This is a genomic window from Afipia massiliensis, from assembly GCF_001006325.2.
GTDB classification, from domain to species: domain Bacteria; phylum Pseudomonadota; class Alphaproteobacteria; order Rhizobiales; family Xanthobacteraceae; genus Afipia; species Afipia massiliensis_A.
Map to the genome: position 1 here is coordinate 3647245 of NZ_LBIA02000001.1, position 18301 is coordinate 3665545.

An 18301-nucleotide genomic window follows, 5' to 3' on the forward strand; every position below is an offset into this window, starting at 1 on the left:
AAAAGCTGAAGTCCGGCTTTGATTTGATCAAAGCCGGGCAGGCTCTACGGCCGCATGAAGGCGAAGTCCGCGTCGGGGTCGCAGTTGTCAGCAAGGAAGTGCAGTTCCGACTGCACGTCGGAGACACTCCTTGTCTCAAGATATTTCGCGACGATGAGACCGAGCAGCGAGCGGCAGACGCCGTCGTCATCCAATCCTGCGGCTTTTGCTTCCGCCAGAGCCGCCGCGAAGTGACGGCTTGCGATTTCGGATGCGGACATTTTGGCTTCCCTGTCTGTTGGTTCCGGCTTGTACATCGGAACCATACCCGGCCCTTGATCCGGATCAAACAGGCGTGCGCCAGCGGCGCTTATTCCGCTCCGGAATAGGGCCTCGGCATTTCTCTCCCGGACATTTTTTCCATGGACCCCGGGCCAGTCAGCCACAAGGGTGCGCGGGCCGTTTGCCGCGGGGCGGCCTTGTCGATGATGACCGTCATCATGGTCAGCTGCGTATGGATCAGGACGGGATCGTCGGTCGCAGATGCGGCCTTGATCAGGGTGCGGAGATGTTTGAACGCCTGAGCAGACTCCATGCGGTCTCTCCTGTGTGCTCAATCTGAAGATCTAACTCGAAGACTTAACTCCAGGGGCTCTCGACGGTTGGCCTGGAACGGCTGCGTTGGGCGATCCGCTCCAGCGCCTGGGCCACCTGATCGCTGTCGAGTACAGACCGCAGACTGTCGATTGTTATCTTGCGGTCCTGTGGACCAGAGCCGGTGTCGCGGCCGAGGATGCGACGCGCTTCCTGAACAGCCGCGATGACAGTTTCCTGATCGTCCATCGTCGTAAACCCCGCCTTCTCAACACAGCTTGAGAGTTTCAACCCGGAGACAGCGGTTTCGTTCCAAACGGCTGAGTGCCGCCGGGGCGTGTTCCTCGCAGTCGCGGAAAATGCAGTGCCGTTACGGCTTGCCGCCGGTCCCGACACGGTCCGGCTTGACTTCAGGTGTATCTGACGGGCGCGCGAGGCGGGCGCGCCGCGCGCTGACGGTTCGCGCCCAGACCTCGTGAAATTTTTTGGCAACACGCATGTCGATATGCGGGGCGATCAACTTCGTCATCGCGAAGGTGAGGTCCTCGTATTCGTATCCGCAGCCTTCGGCGCGCTTTTTCGGCAGAAAATCCTTTTCGACGACGTCGGCGAACAGCGTCTTGTCCGCGCCATAGGCGATGCACAGGACGTTGAACGCCCGCTGGGCCGGCAGGGAATGTTCGTCCGAAAACGCATTGAGCCGAACGGTGACGTGCGGTCCCTGCGGCATCTGGATGTTGTAACCGTAGGCGGAGCCCAGGATCATCCGGCGGGCCTCGTCCTTGCCGAGCCGGAGCATGACATAGGCAGCGAACTGATCGGCGGCGTCCTCCTCGCGACCGAGCACGGGAATTTCCAGCATATGGAAGACCGCGTGTCCGGTTTCGTGTAGGAAGACATCGAGCGCTGGACCCAGCATGGTGTCCGCCCGGGAAATGCCGATGGGAAGGTCCTGCTTCGGCGCGTTTTTCTGGATCTCCGCGAGCAACTCGTAGCAGACCGTGATGACTTCATTCTCATACCAGGCGTTGGCAACGCCGTCGCACCCTGCGACCTTGAGCATCAGCGGATAGGGAAGGCGAAGCGGGCTGAGCAATTCCTGCAAATTTTCGAGGGCGCGGCCTTGCTTCATCTGGTCGTGGATCGGCTGGTGCGCAGGATTCTTCGGCGGCACATACTCGTAGCGGATCTGATTGGATTTGCCTCTGGGGGCTGCGTTCGCGGTGCCGTTGGCGGACAGTGACAGAACCATGGCCGCTGCGGCGACAATCGCAGCCACCGGCTTTGGCCGCACAGCGCTGCGCGACTTCGCGTCCGGCGCGAATGCGCGATCCATGGGACTGGGCATGCATGTCCTCCCGCCGGCGGCTGGGTTTTGGGCTCGATCAAGAGCAGCAAGAATGCGCGCGCCGCGTCAACCGGAAAGTGATGGCTGTAGGGCGCTTGTCTGCGGCGAGGCGGCGGCTTACATCAGCCGCATGACCGATCAGACTACTCCCGCCATTCATACCTTCCATCCCGACCTGACCGAACAGAAGATCGCCCAACTTGTGGCGACATTCTACGGCCGCGCCCGCGCCGACGATGTCATCGGGCCGATCTTCAACGCGGCGGTGAAGGACTGGGACCATCATATCGCGCAGATCAGCGATTTCTGGTCGTCGATGCTGCTCAAGACCGGCCGTTACGAAGGCCGCCCCATGCGCCCGCACCTGATGCTACCGATCAAGGGCGAACACTTCGACCGCTGGCTTCAGCTCTTCGAAAAGACCGCGCGCGAAATCTTCCAGAGCGATGTGGCTGAGGCCTTCGTCATCCGCGCCCGCCGCATCGCCGACAGTTTCGAGATGGGCATCGCCACCACGCGCGGCGAGATCGCAAGGCCGAGGCACAGCGTGTAAAGCGAAGGGAGCTGACTGACAGCCAGCTCCCCGAGGATGGTCCCGCCTTTGGGCAGGTTAGTTCTCACTCGATGATCTCGATACCGGCGACTGAGACCATCTTGCGGTGGATGTCGAGCTGCCGCTTCACAAGTGCACCGAGGTCTTCCGGCGTTGATGGCGTCAGCGTAAAATCCTGCTCGGCCATCCGCTGCTTCACGGCGGGATCGGACATGGCTTCTTTGAAGGCGTTGTTCAGCAAGGCAACGATGTCGCGCGGCATATTCGGCGGACCGAACAGGCCTGCCCAGGGCTCGATCTTGAAATCCGGAAAGCCCGCTTCGGCGATGGTCGGCACGTCCGGCGCGGCGGCGCTGCGCTTTTCGAGAATGGTCGCCAGTGCCAGGATCTTTCCGTCCTTCACCTGCGGGAGGCCGGTGCCGGAGGTTGCGACCATCGCCTGGATACGGCCGGTGATCAGGTCGGTGATGGCAGGCGGCTCGCCCTTGTAGGGGACGGGCGTCACATCGAGATTGTTCGCAGCGACAACCGACGCAAAAGCCAGACGGCCCGTGATGTTGCCCGAGCCATAGGCGAGCTTGCCCGGGTTCGCCTTGGCGTAAGCGATCAGTTCTTTCAGGTTCTTCGCCGGAACGTCCTTGCTGACGTAGAGGAAGAAATTGTAGCGGCCGATCTCGGTGATCGGTGTGAAATCGGTGGTGACGTCGTAGGGCGGCGTCTTGCGCGTCGCAGGCACCCCGGACATCGCGCTGTTGGTCGCGAGCATGATGGTATAGCCATCCGCCGCGCTGCGCTTCAGCTCGTTTGCGGCGATCGAACCGTCTGCTCCGGGCTTGTTGTCGATGATGATCTGCTGGCCGAGTTTCTTTGAGACGGACTCGCCGAACGTGCGCGCGATCACGTCGGTGGAGGAACCGGCCGGGAAGTGGACAATGAGCCGGATGGGGCGGGTGGGAAAGTCGGCGGCCGTGGCTTGGCCGAGGCCCATAACCATAGAAATCGCGATCAAAATCTTCCGCAAAACGGTCTCCTCCGCAGGGTTCTGTGTGTCTTTTGCGCTCACATAGGAAGTGGACTGTCCGATGAGTCAAATGATATATATCCCCCGTATCAATCGATGGTATCGATGAATGATCGAACTTCGGCATCTTCGGTATTTTCTGGAAATTGCACGCTCCGAGCACATCACGCGCGCGGCCGAAGCGCTGCATGTCACTCAGTCAACGCTGTCGCACCAGATCGGACAGCTTGAGGCGCTGCTTGGAACCCGGCTCTTTGATCGTGTCGGGCGCGGAATTCAGCTGACCGACGCGGGGCGAACGTTCTCGGACTACGCGCGGCGCGCGCTGGAGGAGGTCGATGAGGGACGGTTTGCGCTGGATGGTCTCCGTGACCTCGTGCGCGGTCGGGTCCGGATCGGAGTCATCCATACCTACAACACCACGCTGCTCCCCGCCGTGATCGCGGAGTTTGCGCATTCGTACCCAGGAATTCACATTTCCATCGAGGATCTGCCGGCGCCGGACATCGCGGCGCAAGTTGCGAGCGGCGCGCTGCACCTGGGTCTGTCGTTCGCAACGCCGGGTCGCACCGACGTGGAAGCGGAGGCCTTGTTCTCGGAGCGGCTGATGCTAGTCGTGCGGGACGATCATTCGCTCGCGCGGCGAAAATCCGTTCCCGCGCGGATGCTGACGGGCCTGAGGCTAACGGTACAGACCGAACGGTTCCTGTCGCGCCGGATCATCAATGCCGAGCTTGGGAAATGGATCGAGCGCGACATCTGGCTGGAGATGAGTTCGATCGATGCGATGCTCGAGACCATTCGTCTTCAGGGGCAGACGGCCGCGATCCTGTTCGAGCGCGCCATTGGCGAGGAGAGTGGCTTAAGACAAATCGAGATCGTCCAGCCCGGCGTGACGAGGACTGCGGCGATCATCTGGCGCAACGGCCGTGCGCGAAGCCGCGCGGCGACCGAAATCGCCGCGGCCGTCCGGCGGCACTGCAAGGCCGCGGGACTGTCGGTGAAGCGAACGGCGCGGCGCTAGCGGGCGCGGGCAACTGACAGCCAGCTGCCCGCGATTGACGCCGCCAACGTTAGTCGATCTTGACGTCGGCCGCGGTGATGACCTGCTTCCAGCGCGCGACTTCCTCGCCGACGAACTTCCGGAATTCGTCCGGCGTGGTGCCCATGGCGACGATGCCCTGTTGCTCAAGCTTTTTCTTCAGGTCGGGATCGGCGAGGGCTTTCTTTGCCTCGGCAGCCACGCGCTCGACGATCTCCTTGGGCACGCCCGCCGGAGCAACGATGCCCGCCCAGGTCCCGGAGGCAAAATCCTTCACGCCTTGCTCGTTCAGGGTCGGCATGTCGCCGGCAGCCGGAACGCGCTCCTTCGCCGCCACGCCGAGCGCCTTGGCGTTGCCCGCGCGCACCTGCTCCATCAACGGCCCGATGATATCGAACATGACGTTGATCTGGCCGCCCACCAGATCCTGCAGCGCGCCTGCCGTGCCCTTGTAGGGCACGTGCTGGAGATTGATGCCTTCGCGGCTCTTCAGCATTTCCATGGTCAGGTGCGCCGCAGAGCCGACGCCGCTGGACGCAAAATTGAGCTGACCCGGCTTCGCCTTGGCCAGCGCGATCAACTCCTTCATGTCTTTCGCGGGCAGCGAGGGCGTCGCGATCAGGATCAGCGGCGCGACGCTCATCAGCGAGACATAGGTGAAATCCTTTTCCGTGTTGTAAGGCAGATTAGCCTTGAGCGTCGCGTTCACCGCATGGGCCGCGATCACGGTGCCGAAGGTGTAGCCGTCGGGCGCGGCCTTGGCGACCACGTCGGTGCCGATCGCGGCATTGGCGCCCGGCTTGTTTTCGATAACGATGCTCTGCCCAAGCGCGGCCGCCATCTTCTCGGAGACAAGGCGCGCCATCATGTCGGTGTAGCCGCCCGGCGTGTAGGGCACGACCATGCGGATCGGCCGGGTCGGCCAGTTCTGGGCCGATGCGTTTCCGGCGCCAGCGGAGATGACAACGAGCGCTCCCAGCGCGCGGACGAGGCATTTCATCTTGGTATTTCCTTCTGATGCGCGGCTTTCGGGCGGCGGTGTGTCGGTCCGCCCAACCGCATTTTGATTATTGTTTGTTCTTCCCGCGCCGCGTGTGTGCCGCGCCGGCAGGCTTGGATGCTATATCAATTAAGAGCAGGATGGAAAGGTGGCGGCATCGCAAGCACACGCGGCGAGATCGCGCGGCCAGGTTTGGACGAAGGGACTTGCAGATGACCTTGCTGGGTCGCGCCGCCGTGGCGATGTGGTGGGACATGGCTCCCGATCAGCGTGCGGAATTCGAGGATTGGCACTCGCACGAGCATTTTCCCGAGCGAATGAGCATTCCGGGTTTTCTTCGCGGATCGCGCTGGTCCGCCGCGGATGGAAGCGAGGGATTCTTCGTCATCTACGAATTGGACGCCTATGAGACGCTCACGTCCGAACACTATCTCGCCCGGCTGAACGATCCGACGCCGTGGTCGGCGAAGATGATGCCGCATCATCGCAACATGGTGCGCAGCCAGTGCCGCGTGATCGCCAGTCACGGCGGCGGTGTCGCGAGCGTGATGGCGACGCTGCGATTGTCGCCGCAGCCGGGCAGGGAGGAGGCGCTGTCGGCGCATTTGCACGATGCCCTTGCCAAGCTGCCGTCGCAGCCCGGCGTCACGGGAGCGCACCTGTTCCAGACGAACACGCCCAAATCCGGCGTCACCACCGAGCAGCGGATTCGCGGCGGTGCCGATGCTGCGGCGGACTGGATTGTCCTTGTGTCCGGATACAGCGACGAGGCCCTGCGGCAGGTTCTGTTGTCCGAGCTTCAACCGACGGCGTTGGAAGCAGCCGGCGCGTCGGCCAAGCCATCGTCATCGGTCTTTCGACTGGCATTCTCGATGACGCGCGACGACGCTGCACAGCCAGGTGCGCGATGAGCGAGGGCGGCGCGGCCGCCAAGCGCGCCGCCGAGGCCATGCTCAGGATGAAGAAGCTCGACATCGCCGCGCTGAAGAAGGCGTTTGAGGGCTGACGCGTCCGCGTGAACCCGCGCGCCTTGCTAGACTCTGTCAGAGCGGCGAGGCGAGCGGCACTCGCGCGAGGGTCTGTGTCGTCACTTGATAGTGTGTACCCATGTACAGGATCGCGGACCCCGCGAGGATCATGATCGCGATCACCAACGCCAGACACATCTGCGTTTCACGTCTCTCGTTGTCGAGATGAAGCCGCATGGCGCGTTCTCCGCTCGCCTCCGGAGAACAATACGCCCGGGGCCGCAGCGTTCCAGCAACAGGGCTGACGTATCCGATAAGTTTATGTGCGGTGCGGAAGGTTGACGGTTTGCGGCCGGCTTTGAGGCGGGACCGTTTCCCGTTGATGAACCGGGCGGAGGAAGCCGCCGTTACTTGCGCGGCGTGAGGTCGATGGAGCGCACGAGGATGCGCGACGCGCCGGCTTCCAGATTTCCGGCGAGATATTTTTTGGCGGCGCAATCGGTGATGCGGTCCTGCAGACGCGCGAACTGGTCGCCGCGCTGGTTTTCGCGGACGTTGCGCGCCTTCTCGGCGTCGTCCATGGCGGAGTCCGAGACGCCGCATTGAATTTCGGTTTCGCCGTCGGCCATGAAGAACAGGAACGTGCCGGTCTGGTAATCGTGACCCTGGGCGCGAAGGAAGGTGAGTGACATGGGGATCGTCCTTTCAGGCATATGATGCCGGTGCCCTGAAGGAGCGTAGCACAGTCTGGAGGAGCGCCGGCCAATTGTTTCCGTTGATCCTCGGCTGCTAAAATCCCGTTCTCCGCTCATCCCCGCGCATGCGGGGATCCAGAGGCAACGCAATATGAGCTTCTTCGTCTACATGCTGGCAAGCCAACGAAACGGCACGCTCTACATCGGCATGACCGACGATCTGCCGCGCCGCGTCTGGCAGCACCGGACGGGGGCCGTGCCGGGATTCACGTCACGATACGAGGTGAAGATGCTGGTTTGGTATCAAGCGCATGAGAGCCGGGAGTCAGCCTTCATGCGCGAGCGGCAATTGAAGAAATGGAATCGCGGCTGGAAGATTGCTTTGATCGAGGCAGGCAATCCGGAGTGGCGGGATTTGTTTGAGGATTTGTCGCCGTGATTCTTCGTTGATCGCGTGGGCATCGGATCAAGTGCACTTGCTGTCAGGTTCCTTTCTGGGTCCCCGCTTTCGCGGGGACGAGCGGATGGGGGAGCGATCTCGCACCACCCGCTCATTCCCGCGCAAGCGGGAATCCAGTCAATACCTACCGGTGAAATTTGGGATGGGGCGGAAGTAGCCGCATGGAGCGCAGCGCAATGCGGGGGAGATGGCGGCCGCGGATGCAGCCCCGGATTTCGCTTCGCTTCATCCGGGCTACGCTTGCTTCATCAAGCCGATGGCGTCGAGGGTAGTTTTTGATAAAGCCGTCGTTTCGTCCCAGTGGGCCTTCTTAAATAGTTCATTTGTTCGAACGATTTCCATCGCATTAAAGCTCGTTGCGCCATTCTTAATTGCGTCGGTTACGGAAAATTCTAGCCAAGAACTGAAAGCGTTTTTTAAGTTTGCGCCTCTAATATCTAGACTTATTATGTGAGCTTCTCGAAGATCGGTGTTTTCAATCGTGGTTAGAGAGAAGTCAGAGTCCTTAATTTTTTCCGAACTGAAATTACAATGATTGAGTGAAGAGCAGGTCAATTTGGTTCGATTAAGTTCTGCCCCACAAAATAGAGTATTTGAGAATATTGAATTCTCGAAACTAGCTCCGTTCAGTTTACAGAAATTCAGAAATGAGCCTGTAAAATCTGATCCATCGAAATTCAGGCCGGAGAAATCATATCCAACGAGATTTGCTTCACGAAGATCTAAGCGCCATCCTTCTCTACGTCCTCGTTCATGAACGACCAAAAGTCGGCGGCCAATTATCGTAATTGCAGCTTGCACGTCGGTTCGTCTGCTCGGTTCAGGCGCTTGCTTGCCGGAAGAAATTTTGTCCCGCTCGTTTTCATCTTCTGGAATTTCCAACGGAGAGTTTTCGCGAACGTAAGCACATAGCGTTTCCAAAATTGCTTGTTGGTCTTTGTTGCTTTCGCGCAGGAGGCGTTCGAGCGAATACAAAGCCCCTAAGCGCGATTCTAAATTTGGGAGAGACCGCACGACAGGTGAGCCATCTGGCTTTATGGTTTTCACTTCTCGGACGAGGCCTAGGAGCTCCACCGACTTTGCAAAGATACCGGTTAAATGGCTTTCTAGTGCCGTATTCGCTTGAGCCGTGGCCGCGTTGGCTTGTAGGTGAGCAACCCATGTTCTCCACACGAGAAATGGTGCACCAAACGCACCGGCTAAAGCGAACAAGAAGTTTTTGGCCGCGTCCTGAAATGAATCGTCCGGCGAAAACAGCGCATTGACGCCAAGGCGAAATAGTAGAATTGCGGAGATCAGCACACCTAAGCTGAAGACAATTAATCCAATCGTGAGTGAAACAGTCGTCCAAGATCTAAATGTTTCGGGAACGGGTGCGAAAACGTTTCGGTCAATTCCGAAAATGTCAAAAAAGTTTCGTTTATTCGGATCTGGCTCTGTCGACATAGCGTAACCGTGTGCCGTTTAAGAAAAGGGGCAGGTTAGACCTGCCCCAAATTCAGTCGATTAGCTACTATTCAGCCAATCTCACGAACATCCCGTCGTGCTGCCACACGTGTCGCACTTCATGCACGTTCCGTTACGAACGAGAGTGAAGTTCGAGCACTCGGTGCACATGTCGCCCTCGTAGCCGCGAGCCTTGGCTTCCGCGCGGCGTTCGGCCTTGGATGGAGCGGCCTGTGCTGCTGAACCTGATTTGCTCCAGTTCTGCTGCTCCAGCTTTTCCGTCGGCGAGAGTTCGCGCTCAGGCTCGGCGACCTTGAGTGCCACCGCGCCCTCGACATTGTCCTGCCCGTCGTGGTGCCGTGCGGTCGCGCCGGCGGACGCAATCGAGGTGACATTGCCGGAAGCCTGCGCGTCGGCGCCGCCCTGCATGACCACAAGCTTGTCGGTGCGCGAGCGGGTGAGGCCCTTCGAGACGAACTTGTTGCCGTCCGGATTGCGGCCTTCCTCGACGCCCTTGCCGAGCGCGTCGAACTGCGTCTCGCTCGGATCGACGTGGGCGAGATCGAAGCGCGACTGGTACGACACGGCGAGTTCGCGGAACACGTAATCGAGGATCGAGGTCGCGAACTTGATCGAGTCGTTGCCCTGCACCGGGCCCGCAGGCTCGAAGCGGGTGAAGGTGAAGGCGTCGACATACTCTTCCAGCGGCACGCCGTACTGGAGGCCCAGCGAGACGGCGATGGCGAAGTTGTTGATGAAGGAGCGGAGCGCCGCGCCTTCCTTGTGCATGTCGATGAAGATCTCGCCGAGGCGGCCATCATCGTATTCGCCGGTGCGCAGATAAACCTTGTGCCCGCCGACCACAGCCTTCTGGGTGTAGCCCTTGCGGCGATCCGGCATCTTCTCGCGTTCGCGCATGACGATGATGCGCTCGACCAGCTTCTCGACAATCTTTTCCGAGACCTGGGTGGTGCGCGCCGCCATCGGCTTGTCGTAGAACGCCTCGATGGCATCTTCCTCGTCGTCATCATCGCTGATGAGCTGCGAGTTCAGTGGCTGCGAAAGCTTCGAGCCGTCGCGATAGAGCGCGTTGGCCTTGAGCGCGAGCTTCCACGACAGCAGGTAAGCGGATTTGCAATCCTCCACCGTGGCGTCGTTCGGCATGTTGATGGTCTTGGAGATCGCACCCGAGATAAAGGGCTGCGACGCGGCCATCATGCGGATGTGGCTTTCCACCGAAAGATAACGCTTGCCGATCTTGCCGCAGGGATTGGCGCAATCGAACACCGAGTAGTGCTCGGCCTTCAGGTGAGGCGCGCCTTCCACGGTCATCGCGCCGCAGATGTGGATGTTGGCCGCTTCGATCTCGCGCTTGCTGAAGCCCATGGCGGTGAGCAGGTCGAAGCCGGGGGCCGCGATGGCTTCCGGTTCGATCTTCAAGGTGTCGCGCAGAAAATCTTCGCCGAAGGTCCACTTGTTGAAGGCGAACTTGATGTCGAAAGCGGTCGGCAGCGCAGCCTCGGCCTTCTTCAGGGCTTCGTCGGTGAAGCCCTTGGCCTTCAGCGTCGAGGCGTTGACGCCGGGCGCTTGTCCCAGCGAGCCGTGACCGACCGCGTAGGCTTCGATCTCGGCGATCTGGTTTTCAGGATAGCCGAGCGCGCGCAGCGCTTCCGGCACGGCGCGGTTGATGATCTTCCAGTAGCCGCCACCGGCGAGCTTCTTGAATTTCACCAGCGCGAAGTCCGGCTCGATGCCAGTGGTGTCGCAATCCATCACGAGGCCGATGGTGCCGGTCGGCGCGACTACCGTGGTCTGCGCGTTGCGGTAGCCGTGGGCTTCTCCGAGTTCGAGCGCCTGATCCCAAACGAACTTCGCGCGGGTGACGATGTCGCCCTGCGGGCAGCTCGCATGATCGAGCGGCACCGGATTGACGGCAAGCGCTTCATAGCCGTTGGAGTGGCCATGGGCCGCGCGGCGATGGTTGCGGATCACGCGCAGCATGTGCGCGGCGTTCTTCTTGTAGCCGGGGAAGGGGCCAAGCTCCTTTGCCATCTCGGCGGAGGTGGCGTAGCTGGTGCCGGTCATCACGGCGGTGAGGGCGCCGCACAGCGCGCGGCCTTCCTTGGAGTCGTAAGACAGACCCATGGTCATCAGCAGGCCGCCGATGTTGGCGTAGCCGAGGCCGAGCGTGCGGTACTCATAGGAGAGTTCGGCGATCGGCTTGGACGGGAACTGCGCCATCATCACCGAGATTTCGAGCACCACGGTCCACAGGCGGCACAGGTGCTCATAGGCTTCGATGTCGAAGCGGCGGGTCTGCGTGTCGTAGAAGGTCAGCAGGTTGGCGGAGGCGAGGTTGCACGCCGTGTCGTCCAGGAACATGTATTCCGAGCACGGATTCGACGCGCGGATGTCGCCGCTGGCCTTGCAGGTGTGCCAGTCGTTCATGGTGGTGTTGTAGTGCAGGCCGGGATCGGCCGACGCCCAGGCGGCGTAACCGATTTTTTCCCAGAGATCGCGGGCCTTCAGCGTCTTCATCACCTTCTTGCTGGTGCGGGCGTTGAGATTCCAGTCGCCGTCGGTTTCCACCGCCCGCAGGAAATCGTCCTTCAGCGAGACGGAGTTGTTCGAGTTCTGGCCCGCGACGGTGAGATACGCTTCCGAATCCCAATCCGTGTCGTAGGTGTCGAACGAGATGTCGGTGTAGCCCTGCTTGGCGAACTGCATCACGCGCTTGATGAGGTTGTCCTGCACCATGGCGCGGCGCGCGAACTTGATCTCACGGCGGAGCGCCGGGTTCTTTTCGGGATCGAAGCAGTCGTCGCCTGAACCTTCGCAGTTCACGCAGGCCTTCATGATGGCCTTGAGGTGCTTCTGGTTGATCTTGGAGCCGGTGACGAGGGCCGCGACCTTCTGCTCCTCCTTCACCTTCCAGTCGATATAGGTCTCGATATCCGGATGGTCGGCATCGACCACGACCATCTTGGCCGCGCGGCGCGTGGTGCCGCCGCTCTTGATGGCGCCCGCTGCACGGTCGCCGATCTTGAGGAACGACATCAGGCCCGACGAGCGGCCGCCGCCCGAAAGCTTTTCGCCTTCACCGCGCAGACGCGAGAAGTTGGAGCCGGTGCCGGAGCCATACTTGAACAGGCGCGCTTCGCGGACCCACAGGTCCATGATGCCGCCTTCGTTGACGAGGTCGTCGTCCACGCCCTGGATGAAGCAGGCGTGCGGCTGCGGATGCTCGTAGGACGATTTGGATTTGGTCAGCTTGCCGGTCTTCCAGTCCACATAGTAGTGGCCCTGGCCGGGACCATCGACGCCGTAGGCCCAGTGCAGTCCGGTGTTGAACCACTGCGGCGAGTTCGGCGCGACCATCTGCTTGGCGAGCATGAAGCGCAGTTCGTCATAGAACGCGCGGGCGTCTTCTTCCGACGAGAAGTACGAACCCTTCCAGCCCCAGTAGGTCCAGCAGCCGGCGAGGCGGTCGAACACCTGCTTGGCGGAATGCTCGCCGCCGATACGCTCGGATTCGGGGAGGAGGGCGAGCGCTTCGGTGTCCGGCACCGAGCGCCACAGCCACGAGGGAATGGTTTCTTCCTCGACCTTCTTCAGGCGCGAGGCGACGCCGGCTTTACGGAAATATTTCTGCGCCAGAACGTCGGAGGCGACCTGCGACCAGAACTCCGGCACCTCGACGTTCTCAAGGCGGAACACCACCGAGCCATCGGGGTTGCGGATCTCGCTCGTCGTCAGCCGGAAGTCGATGGCGGCGTAGGGTGACTGGTCGGCTTTGGTATAGCGGCGTTCGATGCGCATTGTAGTGCCCCGTCCTTTGCCGGCGCTCCCGTCCCTTGACGGTAAGCCGGAGATTTCAATTTGCGAACCGGTTCGTCCGCAGTTCTTTGCCGTTCACGTCGTCCCGTTTCGGGTCCGAAGCCGCGGCCTGTTAACTCTGGTGGGCGCGATCCGGTCCCCAAACCGGCCTTGCCCGAACGCCCCAAACTCGCCTTATGCGCCACGGTTTGCCGCGGTTTCGCCTTTTGCCCGGACTGCCGTCCGGCTCCGAAAAAAGAGCAGACAAATCCACGTCCCGTGGCCTCGACCGGCCTGACGGAGTTGTCGTTTTGACCCTTTTCGGGAGGTGTCCGGCGGGACTGAAAACCCCCGCGCCGAACAGTCCCAAAGCTAGGCCGACTCCATCCGGCACGTCAAGGATTAGTGTCGAAAGTTGAATCAAATACTAAATATGGTGGAAAATGCGGATTTCCAGCGGGATGGCGCATCGCCGGGATGGTTCGCATTGCGGGAAGTATCGGTGAGTCCTTGTGGATTCGGAAGCCGAAATCTCACCTCCTTGTGAGTTCCTCCAAGGTTTGTCGCGAGCCTCCAAAATCGCGTCTTGGGTATGCGCGCTTTTTGCGGATTTCGGGTGGATCACGTGACGCGCCCAAGGTCTTTCTCCCCGTCATCCACATGGTGTGGAATTCAAGTCGAAGGGCCAAACCTGTGGACAGCCGCACGCCGCCCGAAGCGCTGATCGAAACGTCGCCGGACGAGCGAGCCGTCGCGCAGTGGCGAATGCGGCCTGTCGGGAATCGTTGAGATGCATCGACCCGGCGCCTGCGCAATCGCGGGGAAGATCTGCCGCAAAGCGGGTGGCTGAACGCGCGAATCGCGGTCATGGTGCGGACGGTTCCCTCGGACTCTTCATTCCCATGACAGCCCAGATCTATCGAAGCGCGCCGGCACGCATAGCGCCCGCTGGGCTGGTTTTCCTCGGCATTATGACGCTGGGCGCCGGCATCAACTGGCCGGTTCAGAAGATATTGCTCGGCGAATGGCCGCCGTTATCGGCGCGGGGGCTGTCGGGACTGGCGGGAGCGTGTCTGCTTGCCGTGCTTGCGATCGCGGCGCGCCAGAGTCTGCGCGTGCCGGAGGGGCAGTGGCTGCGAATCTGTATCTCCGCGTTCCTCAACATCACTTCCTGGGTGGTGATGATGGGATTCGCGCTCACAATTCTCCCTGCCAGCGAAGCCGCCATTCTCGCCTATACCATGCCGGTTTGGACGGCCGTGCTGGCATGGCCTGTACTTGGCGAACGGCTGACGCCATTGCGCGTCGTCGCCATGATCATGGCGTTCGCCGGGATCGTGGTTCTGATGGGCGGTAGCGGCGTCGAGGCCAGCGTTGCAAAATTGCCAGGCATCCTGCTGGCGCTGGCCACCGCCTTTACGTATGCGCTGGGCACCATTTTTCTGAAGCGCTTTCCGATCACGATGCCGCCGATGGCCTCCGCATCCTGGCAACTGGCGGTCGGCTGCCTGCCCGTTGCGCTGTTCGGCGTCGCGATCGAGCGGCCCGACATCGCGGCGCTGTCCATCGTTGGCTGGAGTTGTCTCGCCTACAACGCCATCGTGCAACAATGTATCGGCTATGCCTGCTGGCTTGCAGCCTTGCAGCGCATGCCGGCATCCGCCGCCGCCATCGGTACGATGTTCGTGCCGGTGATCGGTGTGCTGGTGTCCGCGTATGTCATCGGCGAGCCTCTGGGCGCCGCGCAGATTGCCGCGCTCGTGCTGACGGTCGGTAGCGTCGCGCTGGCAGTGCGATCGTGAGTACGCCAACGATGAGCAGGGCGAGCTCCAAAATCGATCCGACAGGTGTGCTGCTGTTGGTCGCAACATCGATCGGCTGGGGTCTCAACTGGCCCGTCACCAAACATCTGTTGACGGAATTGCCGCCGCTGTCGGTGCGGGGCCTGTCGGGAATCGTTGGCGCGGCGTTGCTCGCGCTGCTGGCGCTGGCGTTCCGGCAATCGCTGAAGGTGCCCCGCGCGCAGTGGGCGCGGCTTGTGCTCCTGTCCGTTCTGAACGTGACGGCGTGGATGGCGCTGATGGGCTTGGCGCTGGTTTATCTCCCGGCGAGCGAAGCGGCCGTGATGGCCTATTCGATGCCGGTCTGGGCTTCGATGCTGGCGTGGCCGATTCTGGGCGAGCGCATTTCACTGCTGCGCGTGGTCGCCATGGCGATGGCTATTACGGGCCTCGTGACGCTGATGGGCGGGGGAGGCATTACTGCCAGCTACGCCAAGCTGCCGGGCATTCTCCTCGCGCTGGGAGGCGCGTTCCTGTTTGCTTTGGGTACGGTGTTCGGCAAACGCTGGCCGCTGACGCTGCCACCTCTGACATCGGCGGTCTGGCAGATCCTGATCGGCTGCCTGCCGGTCGCGGCGATAGGACTTTTGATCGAGCAGCCGCACTTTATGAGCCTGACGCCGCTGGGCTGGACGTTGTTTGGCTATTCGATCGTAGTCCAGTTCTGCGTCGCCTATGCCTGCTGGTTCGCCGCGCTGCAGCGGCTACCGGCGTCGGTCGCCGCCATCGGGACGTTGCTCGTGCCGGTGATCGGGGTGCTGGCTTCGGCGGCGGCACTCGGCGAACCGCTTGGTGTCGCGCAAATCGCAGCGCTCGGGTTCACCATTGCCGGCGTCGTGCTGGCGTCACGGTCCTAATGGACGTCTCAAAGCGCGCAGAAAGCGCCTGTTAACACTTCATTATTTGGCGCTGTCGCCCAAATGCAACAGCTCTTGGAACCGCCGCCTGCTAGGTTCCCCTGCGGAACAACCACGGCTGACGTGCCGCTGGGTGTGTGGGGTTGGCGTGGCGTTGATCGTTGCGGATGTGGCGTTGAGGGTGAGCGCGTCGTGGGCGCGCGCGCTGCGATTCCTTGTGATGACCGCTTCGATCACTGCCGTCGTGACGCTGGTCTCAACCAATGCGCGCGCGCAATTCGCCTGCGTCGGAACGCTGGGCGCCAGTGACGTCACCTGTAGCAACACCGGCGCGACGGCCGTGCCGTTTCTTCAGGACCAGCTCGGCTCGTTCAATCTCACGACGACCAGTTCCGGATTTAGCAACGGAATCACCACGACAAGTGTTGACGGCAACGTTACCGCCACGAACTCCGGCATCAACGCGGATATGCTGGAAACGTCGGCCAGCGGTCTTGGCAACGCGACGTCCAACAATTCCGGGACAATCGGGACATACATCAGCACGCTCACCGGAGCAGGCAATGCCACTTCGACGAACTCCGGAACGGTAATTCAGGATATCACCACGATTGCGCAGGACGGCGGCAATGCGCTGATCAACAACTCCGGATTCACTTCAGCGATTACCACTTCCACGGTACCTGGCTCGGCGCTGGTTAGTGGATCGGCGACATCGATCAATTCGGGCTTCGTGGCGAATGTGATCAGCACCACGGCGGATGGCGGCGGCAACGCCACGACCAGAAATTCTGGTATTGCCATTAATGGAATGGCCACGGTCACAAGCAATGGCGGCTTGGGGTCCGGCGCTGGCACTGCGACCGGCATCAATTCCGGCACAGTCGATACGATTTTGACTCAGACCTCCGATGGCGGCAACGCAATCACCATCAATTCTGGACGCATCGTGAATGCGGGCTTTGGACCCGGAATCTTTAGCGGCGCTGTCGATGGTGGCAACGCAACGACGGTAAACACCGGTTTCGTGAATGGCGGCATTTTTACCGGGAGCGGTATGGCCGGAGGCGACGGCAATGCGATCACTGTAAACTATGGCACCGTCATGGGCCCAGTCGTGACGGCCGCTGGCGTGGCCGGAGGCAACGGCAATGCATCCGCGCTGAATGCCGGCAAAATCTATGGCACGGTCGATGTCATCGCTGGTGTGATCGGCTCGGCTAGTTTTACCAACGCGGGCTTGGTCGATGGAACCTCGAGCGGTGGATTGGCCATCAATCTCGTCCAATTCGATCCTGCAACGCCGACAACACTAAACATCCTGCCGGGCTCGCGTATCGTCGGGCAGGTTATCCTCAACGGCGACATCACCGATCCGTTCGCGGTTGGCACCAAGGTCAATATCCTGAGCGGTCACGACATATCTTCTGTCTTGACCTTTGGCGGTCCTGGCTGCGGATGCGGCGCCTTCGGCGGCCTCATGGATACCGGCGCGATCGTCAATATCACCGGTGGTGCGCCTTACGTCATCAACGAAGACACCGTCGCCATTCTTGATCCGACGTCGTTCGCGGCCGCGGATCGCAATGTTGTCGACGTGACACGCACGATCACGTCGCTGGTCACGAGCCGCCTGACCAATCCTGCGCCGATCGGCGGCAGCGGATCGATGGCAATCGGTTTCGCACCGTCCGGCAACGTCGCGCGCGACATGGCCAACGATGCCTTTTCGGGCATTCCTGCGCTGGCTTATGCGAGCAACGATCGCGTGCTCCTGAGCAATCCGAGCTTCACGGCGGCAGACGGCACAAGCATCTGGGCGCAGGGTTTCGGCGGCCAGCGCATTCAACAAGCGGATGCCCCGACGTTGCGCTCGGTGTCTAATTTCTATGGCGGTGTGCTCGGCATCGACAAGACGGTGCAGCCCGGCCTGCGTCTCGGCGGCTTCATTGGTGGCGGCGCGATCAAATCCACCATCGATCTGAATTCAGGCGACACTTCAAGCGACATCGGGTTCGGCGGTCTCTACGGCCGCTACGCGATGGGGCGCGCCTTCCTGGATTTCTCATTGCTCGGCGGCTACAGCAGCAATGACGTCAAGCGCACGATCGCCAACAACCTCGTACCGGGCGGCTACGAATACGCTGCAGGAAAATACAACGGCTGGTTCATCAGTCCGGAGGTTGCTTACGGCTTCCAGCGGTCGCTCGGCTATAATCTGACCCTGACACCGTCCGCGCGCATGCGCTACCTCGCAGCCGGCTTCGGCGGATATCAAGAGGTGGGATCCTCCACAAACCTGACGGTCGCTTCGCGCACGTCGCACAATTTCGAGGAACGCGGCGAATTCAAGCTGACGCACACGACCAACGCGACGCCGACGGAGCAGCTCCAGTTGAGCGGCACAGCGGGTCTGATCGCCTTGCAGCGCGTCGGCGACAGCAACGTCAACACCGTTTTGCTCGGGCAGAGCCTCGCTTTCGCAACACCGGGCAAAGCCAGCATCGTCGGCTTCTATGCGGGGGCGGGTTTCGACTGGCGCAATGCGTCGGGTTTCTCGGTGTTCGGAGCAGCCGAATTCACCGCGATGTCCGATCAAAGCCAGACCATCACGGGCAGGGGCGGCGTGAAGGTTTCGTTCTAGCGCTTTCGCTCTGCGGGATTTTTGGATTCAAATCAAA

17 protein-coding genes are annotated in these 18301 nt (G+C 61.2%); 7 read left to right on the forward strand and 10 right to left on the reverse strand.

The features are described from left to right. Positions 1 to 44: 44 nt before the first annotated feature. From YH63_RS17685 to YH63_RS17700, 4 genes are all read right to left on the reverse strand, one after another. Entirely contained in the window at positions 45 to 260 is a 216-nt protein-coding gene (locus tag YH63_RS17685; protein WP_046829428.1) for a hypothetical protein, read from the reverse strand. 89 nt (positions 261 to 349) lie between these two features. Then, positions 350 to 574, reverse strand: a complete 225-nt coding sequence (locus YH63_RS17690; protein ID WP_046826467.1) for a hypothetical protein — start codon at positions 572 to 574, stop codon at positions 350 to 352. 44 nt (positions 575 to 618) lie between these two features. Next, positions 619 to 822, reverse strand: coding sequence for a hypothetical protein (locus YH63_RS17695; RefSeq protein ID WP_046826466.1), 204 nt, complete (start codon positions 820 to 822; stop codon positions 619 to 621). A gap of 121 nt (positions 823 to 943) precedes the next feature. Further along, positions 944 to 1921 (reverse strand): DUF4344 domain-containing metallopeptidase, encoded by a 978-nt coding sequence (locus tag YH63_RS17700; RefSeq protein ID WP_052753795.1) that lies wholly within the window; start codon positions 1919 to 1921, stop codon positions 944 to 946. A gap of 130 nt (positions 1922 to 2051) precedes the next feature. Here YH63_RS17700 and YH63_RS17705 point away from each other — a divergent pair, with 130 nt between their 5' ends. Next, complete coding sequence (locus YH63_RS17705) at positions 2052 to 2474, forward strand: group III truncated hemoglobin (RefSeq protein WP_046829426.1); 423 nt, start codon at positions 2052 to 2054, stop codon at positions 2472 to 2474. A 64-nt stretch (positions 2475 to 2538) separates the two neighbouring features. Here the strand turns inward: YH63_RS17705 and YH63_RS17710 are convergent, their stop codons facing one another. Continuing rightward, positions 2539 to 3495: a Bug family tripartite tricarboxylate transporter substrate binding protein gene (locus YH63_RS17710; protein WP_052753794.1), complete on the reverse strand. Its 957-nt coding sequence runs from the start codon at positions 3493 to 3495 to the stop codon at positions 2539 to 2541. Between the two features lie 109 nt (positions 3496 to 3604). Between YH63_RS17710 and YH63_RS17715 the strand changes: the two genes are divergently transcribed. Continuing rightward, a complete protein-coding gene (locus tag YH63_RS17715; RefSeq protein WP_052753793.1) occupies positions 3605 to 4519 on the forward strand; it encodes a LysR substrate-binding domain-containing protein in 915 nt (304 codons plus the stop codon). Positions 4520 to 4568: 49 nt separating this feature from the next. Here YH63_RS17715 and YH63_RS17720 read toward each other — a convergent pair whose 3' ends face one another. After that, complete coding sequence (locus YH63_RS17720; RefSeq protein WP_052753792.1) at positions 4569 to 5537, reverse strand: Bug family tripartite tricarboxylate transporter substrate binding protein; 969 nt, start codon at positions 5535 to 5537, stop codon at positions 4569 to 4571. 212 nt (positions 5538 to 5749) lie between these two features. On the opposite strand from YH63_RS17720, the gene YH63_RS17725 reads away from it, so the two are divergent. Beyond that, positions 5750 to 6448, forward strand: a complete 699-nt coding sequence (locus tag YH63_RS17725; protein ID WP_046826464.1) for a hypothetical protein — start codon at positions 5750 to 5752, stop codon at positions 6446 to 6448. Between the two features lie 132 nt (positions 6449 to 6580). Here the strand turns inward: YH63_RS17725 and YH63_RS21690 are convergent, their stop codons facing one another. Continuing rightward, a complete protein-coding gene (locus tag YH63_RS21690) occupies positions 6581 to 6742 on the reverse strand; it encodes a hypothetical protein (RefSeq protein WP_170978708.1) in 162 nt (53 codons plus the stop codon). A gap of 170 nt (positions 6743 to 6912) precedes the next feature. Then, positions 6913 to 7197, reverse strand: a complete 285-nt coding sequence (locus YH63_RS17735) for a DUF1488 family protein (protein WP_046826463.1) — start codon at positions 7195 to 7197, stop codon at positions 6913 to 6915. Between the two features lie 154 nt (positions 7198 to 7351). On the opposite strand from YH63_RS17735, the gene YH63_RS17740 reads away from it, so the two are divergent. Further along, positions 7352 to 7639, forward strand: coding sequence for a GIY-YIG nuclease family protein (locus YH63_RS17740; protein ID WP_046826462.1), 288 nt, complete (start codon positions 7352 to 7354; stop codon positions 7637 to 7639). A 255-nt stretch (positions 7640 to 7894) separates the two neighbouring features. Here the strand turns inward: YH63_RS17740 and YH63_RS17745 are convergent, their stop codons facing one another. Both YH63_RS17745 and YH63_RS17750 read right to left on the reverse strand, forming a co-directional pair. Next, the gene (locus YH63_RS17745; RefSeq protein WP_083992529.1) at positions 7895 to 9106 is read right to left on the reverse strand and encodes a pentapeptide repeat-containing protein; all 1212 of its coding nucleotides are present in this window, start codon (positions 9104 to 9106) and stop codon (positions 7895 to 7897) included. A gap of 81 nt (positions 9107 to 9187) precedes the next feature. Continuing rightward, positions 9188 to 12925, reverse strand: a complete 3738-nt coding sequence (locus YH63_RS17750; RefSeq protein WP_046826461.1) for a vitamin B12-dependent ribonucleotide reductase — start codon at positions 12923 to 12925, stop codon at positions 9188 to 9190. Positions 12926 to 13824: 899 nt separating this feature from the next. On the opposite strand from YH63_RS17750, the gene YH63_RS17755 reads away from it, so the two are divergent. The 3 genes from YH63_RS17755 (at position 13825) to YH63_RS17765 (ending at position 18264) form a co-directional block, all read left to right on the forward strand. Further along, the gene (locus YH63_RS17755) at positions 13825 to 14724 is read left to right on the forward strand and encodes a DMT family transporter (protein WP_046829423.1); all 900 of its coding nucleotides are present in this window, start codon (positions 13825 to 13827) and stop codon (positions 14722 to 14724) included. Between the two features lie 11 nt (positions 14725 to 14735). Next, a complete protein-coding gene (locus YH63_RS17760) occupies positions 14736 to 15620 on the forward strand; it encodes a DMT family transporter (RefSeq protein WP_046826460.1) in 885 nt (294 codons plus the stop codon). Between the two features lie 220 nt (positions 15621 to 15840). Beyond that, positions 15841 to 18264 (forward strand): autotransporter outer membrane beta-barrel domain-containing protein, encoded by a 2424-nt coding sequence (locus YH63_RS17765; RefSeq protein ID WP_046829422.1) that lies wholly within the window; start codon positions 15841 to 15843, stop codon positions 18262 to 18264. Positions 18265 to 18301: the final 37 nt, after the last annotated feature.

Bases quoted from the DNA above. Each gene is read 5' to 3' on its own strand.
- YH63_RS17685 (WP_046829428.1), bottom strand. From the start codon at position 260: ATGTCCGCATCCGAAATCGCAAGCCGTCACTTCGCGGCGGCTCTGGCG.
- YH63_RS17690 (WP_046826467.1), bottom strand. From the start codon at position 574: ATGGAGTCTGCTCAGGCGTTCAAACATCTCCGCACCCTGATCAAGGCC.
- YH63_RS17695 (WP_046826466.1), bottom strand. From the start codon at position 822: ATGGACGATCAGGAAACTGTCATCGCGGCTGTTCAGGAAGCGCGTCGC.
- YH63_RS17700 (WP_052753795.1), bottom strand. From the start codon at position 1,921: ATGCCCAGTCCCATGGATCGCGCATTCGCGCCGGACGCGAAGTCGCGC.
- YH63_RS17705 (WP_046829426.1), top strand. From the start codon at position 2,052: ATGACCGATCAGACTACTCCCGCCATTCATACCTTCCATCCCGACCTG.
- YH63_RS17715 (WP_052753793.1), top strand. From the start codon at position 3,605: ATGATCGAACTTCGGCATCTTCGGTATTTTCTGGAAATTGCACGCTCC.
- YH63_RS17720 (WP_052753792.1), bottom strand. From the start codon at position 5,537: ATGAAATGCCTCGTCCGCGCGCTGGGAGCGCTCGTTGTCATCTCCGCT.
- YH63_RS17725 (WP_046826464.1), top strand. From the start codon at position 5,750: ATGACCTTGCTGGGTCGCGCCGCCGTGGCGATGTGGTGGGACATGGCT.
- YH63_RS21690 (WP_170978708.1), bottom strand. From the start codon at position 6,742: ATGCGGCTTCATCTCGACAACGAGAGACGTGAAACGCAGATGTGTCTG.
- YH63_RS17735 (WP_046826463.1), bottom strand. From the start codon at position 7,197: ATGTCACTCACCTTCCTTCGCGCCCAGGGTCACGATTACCAGACCGGC.
- YH63_RS17740 (WP_046826462.1), top strand. From the start codon at position 7,352: ATGAGCTTCTTCGTCTACATGCTGGCAAGCCAACGAAACGGCACGCTC.
- YH63_RS17745 (WP_083992529.1), bottom strand. From the start codon at position 9,106: ATGTCGACAGAGCCAGATCCGAATAAACGAAACTTTTTTGACATTTTC.
- YH63_RS17750 (WP_046826461.1), bottom strand. From the start codon at position 12,925: ATGCGCATCGAACGCCGCTATACCAAAGCCGACCAGTCACCCTACGCC.
- YH63_RS17755 (WP_046829423.1), top strand. From the start codon at position 13,825: ATGACAGCCCAGATCTATCGAAGCGCGCCGGCACGCATAGCGCCCGCT.
- YH63_RS17760 (WP_046826460.1), top strand. From the start codon at position 14,736: ATGAGCAGGGCGAGCTCCAAAATCGATCCGACAGGTGTGCTGCTGTTG.
- YH63_RS17765 (WP_046829422.1), top strand. From the start codon at position 15,841: ATGACCGCTTCGATCACTGCCGTCGTGACGCTGGTCTCAACCAATGCG.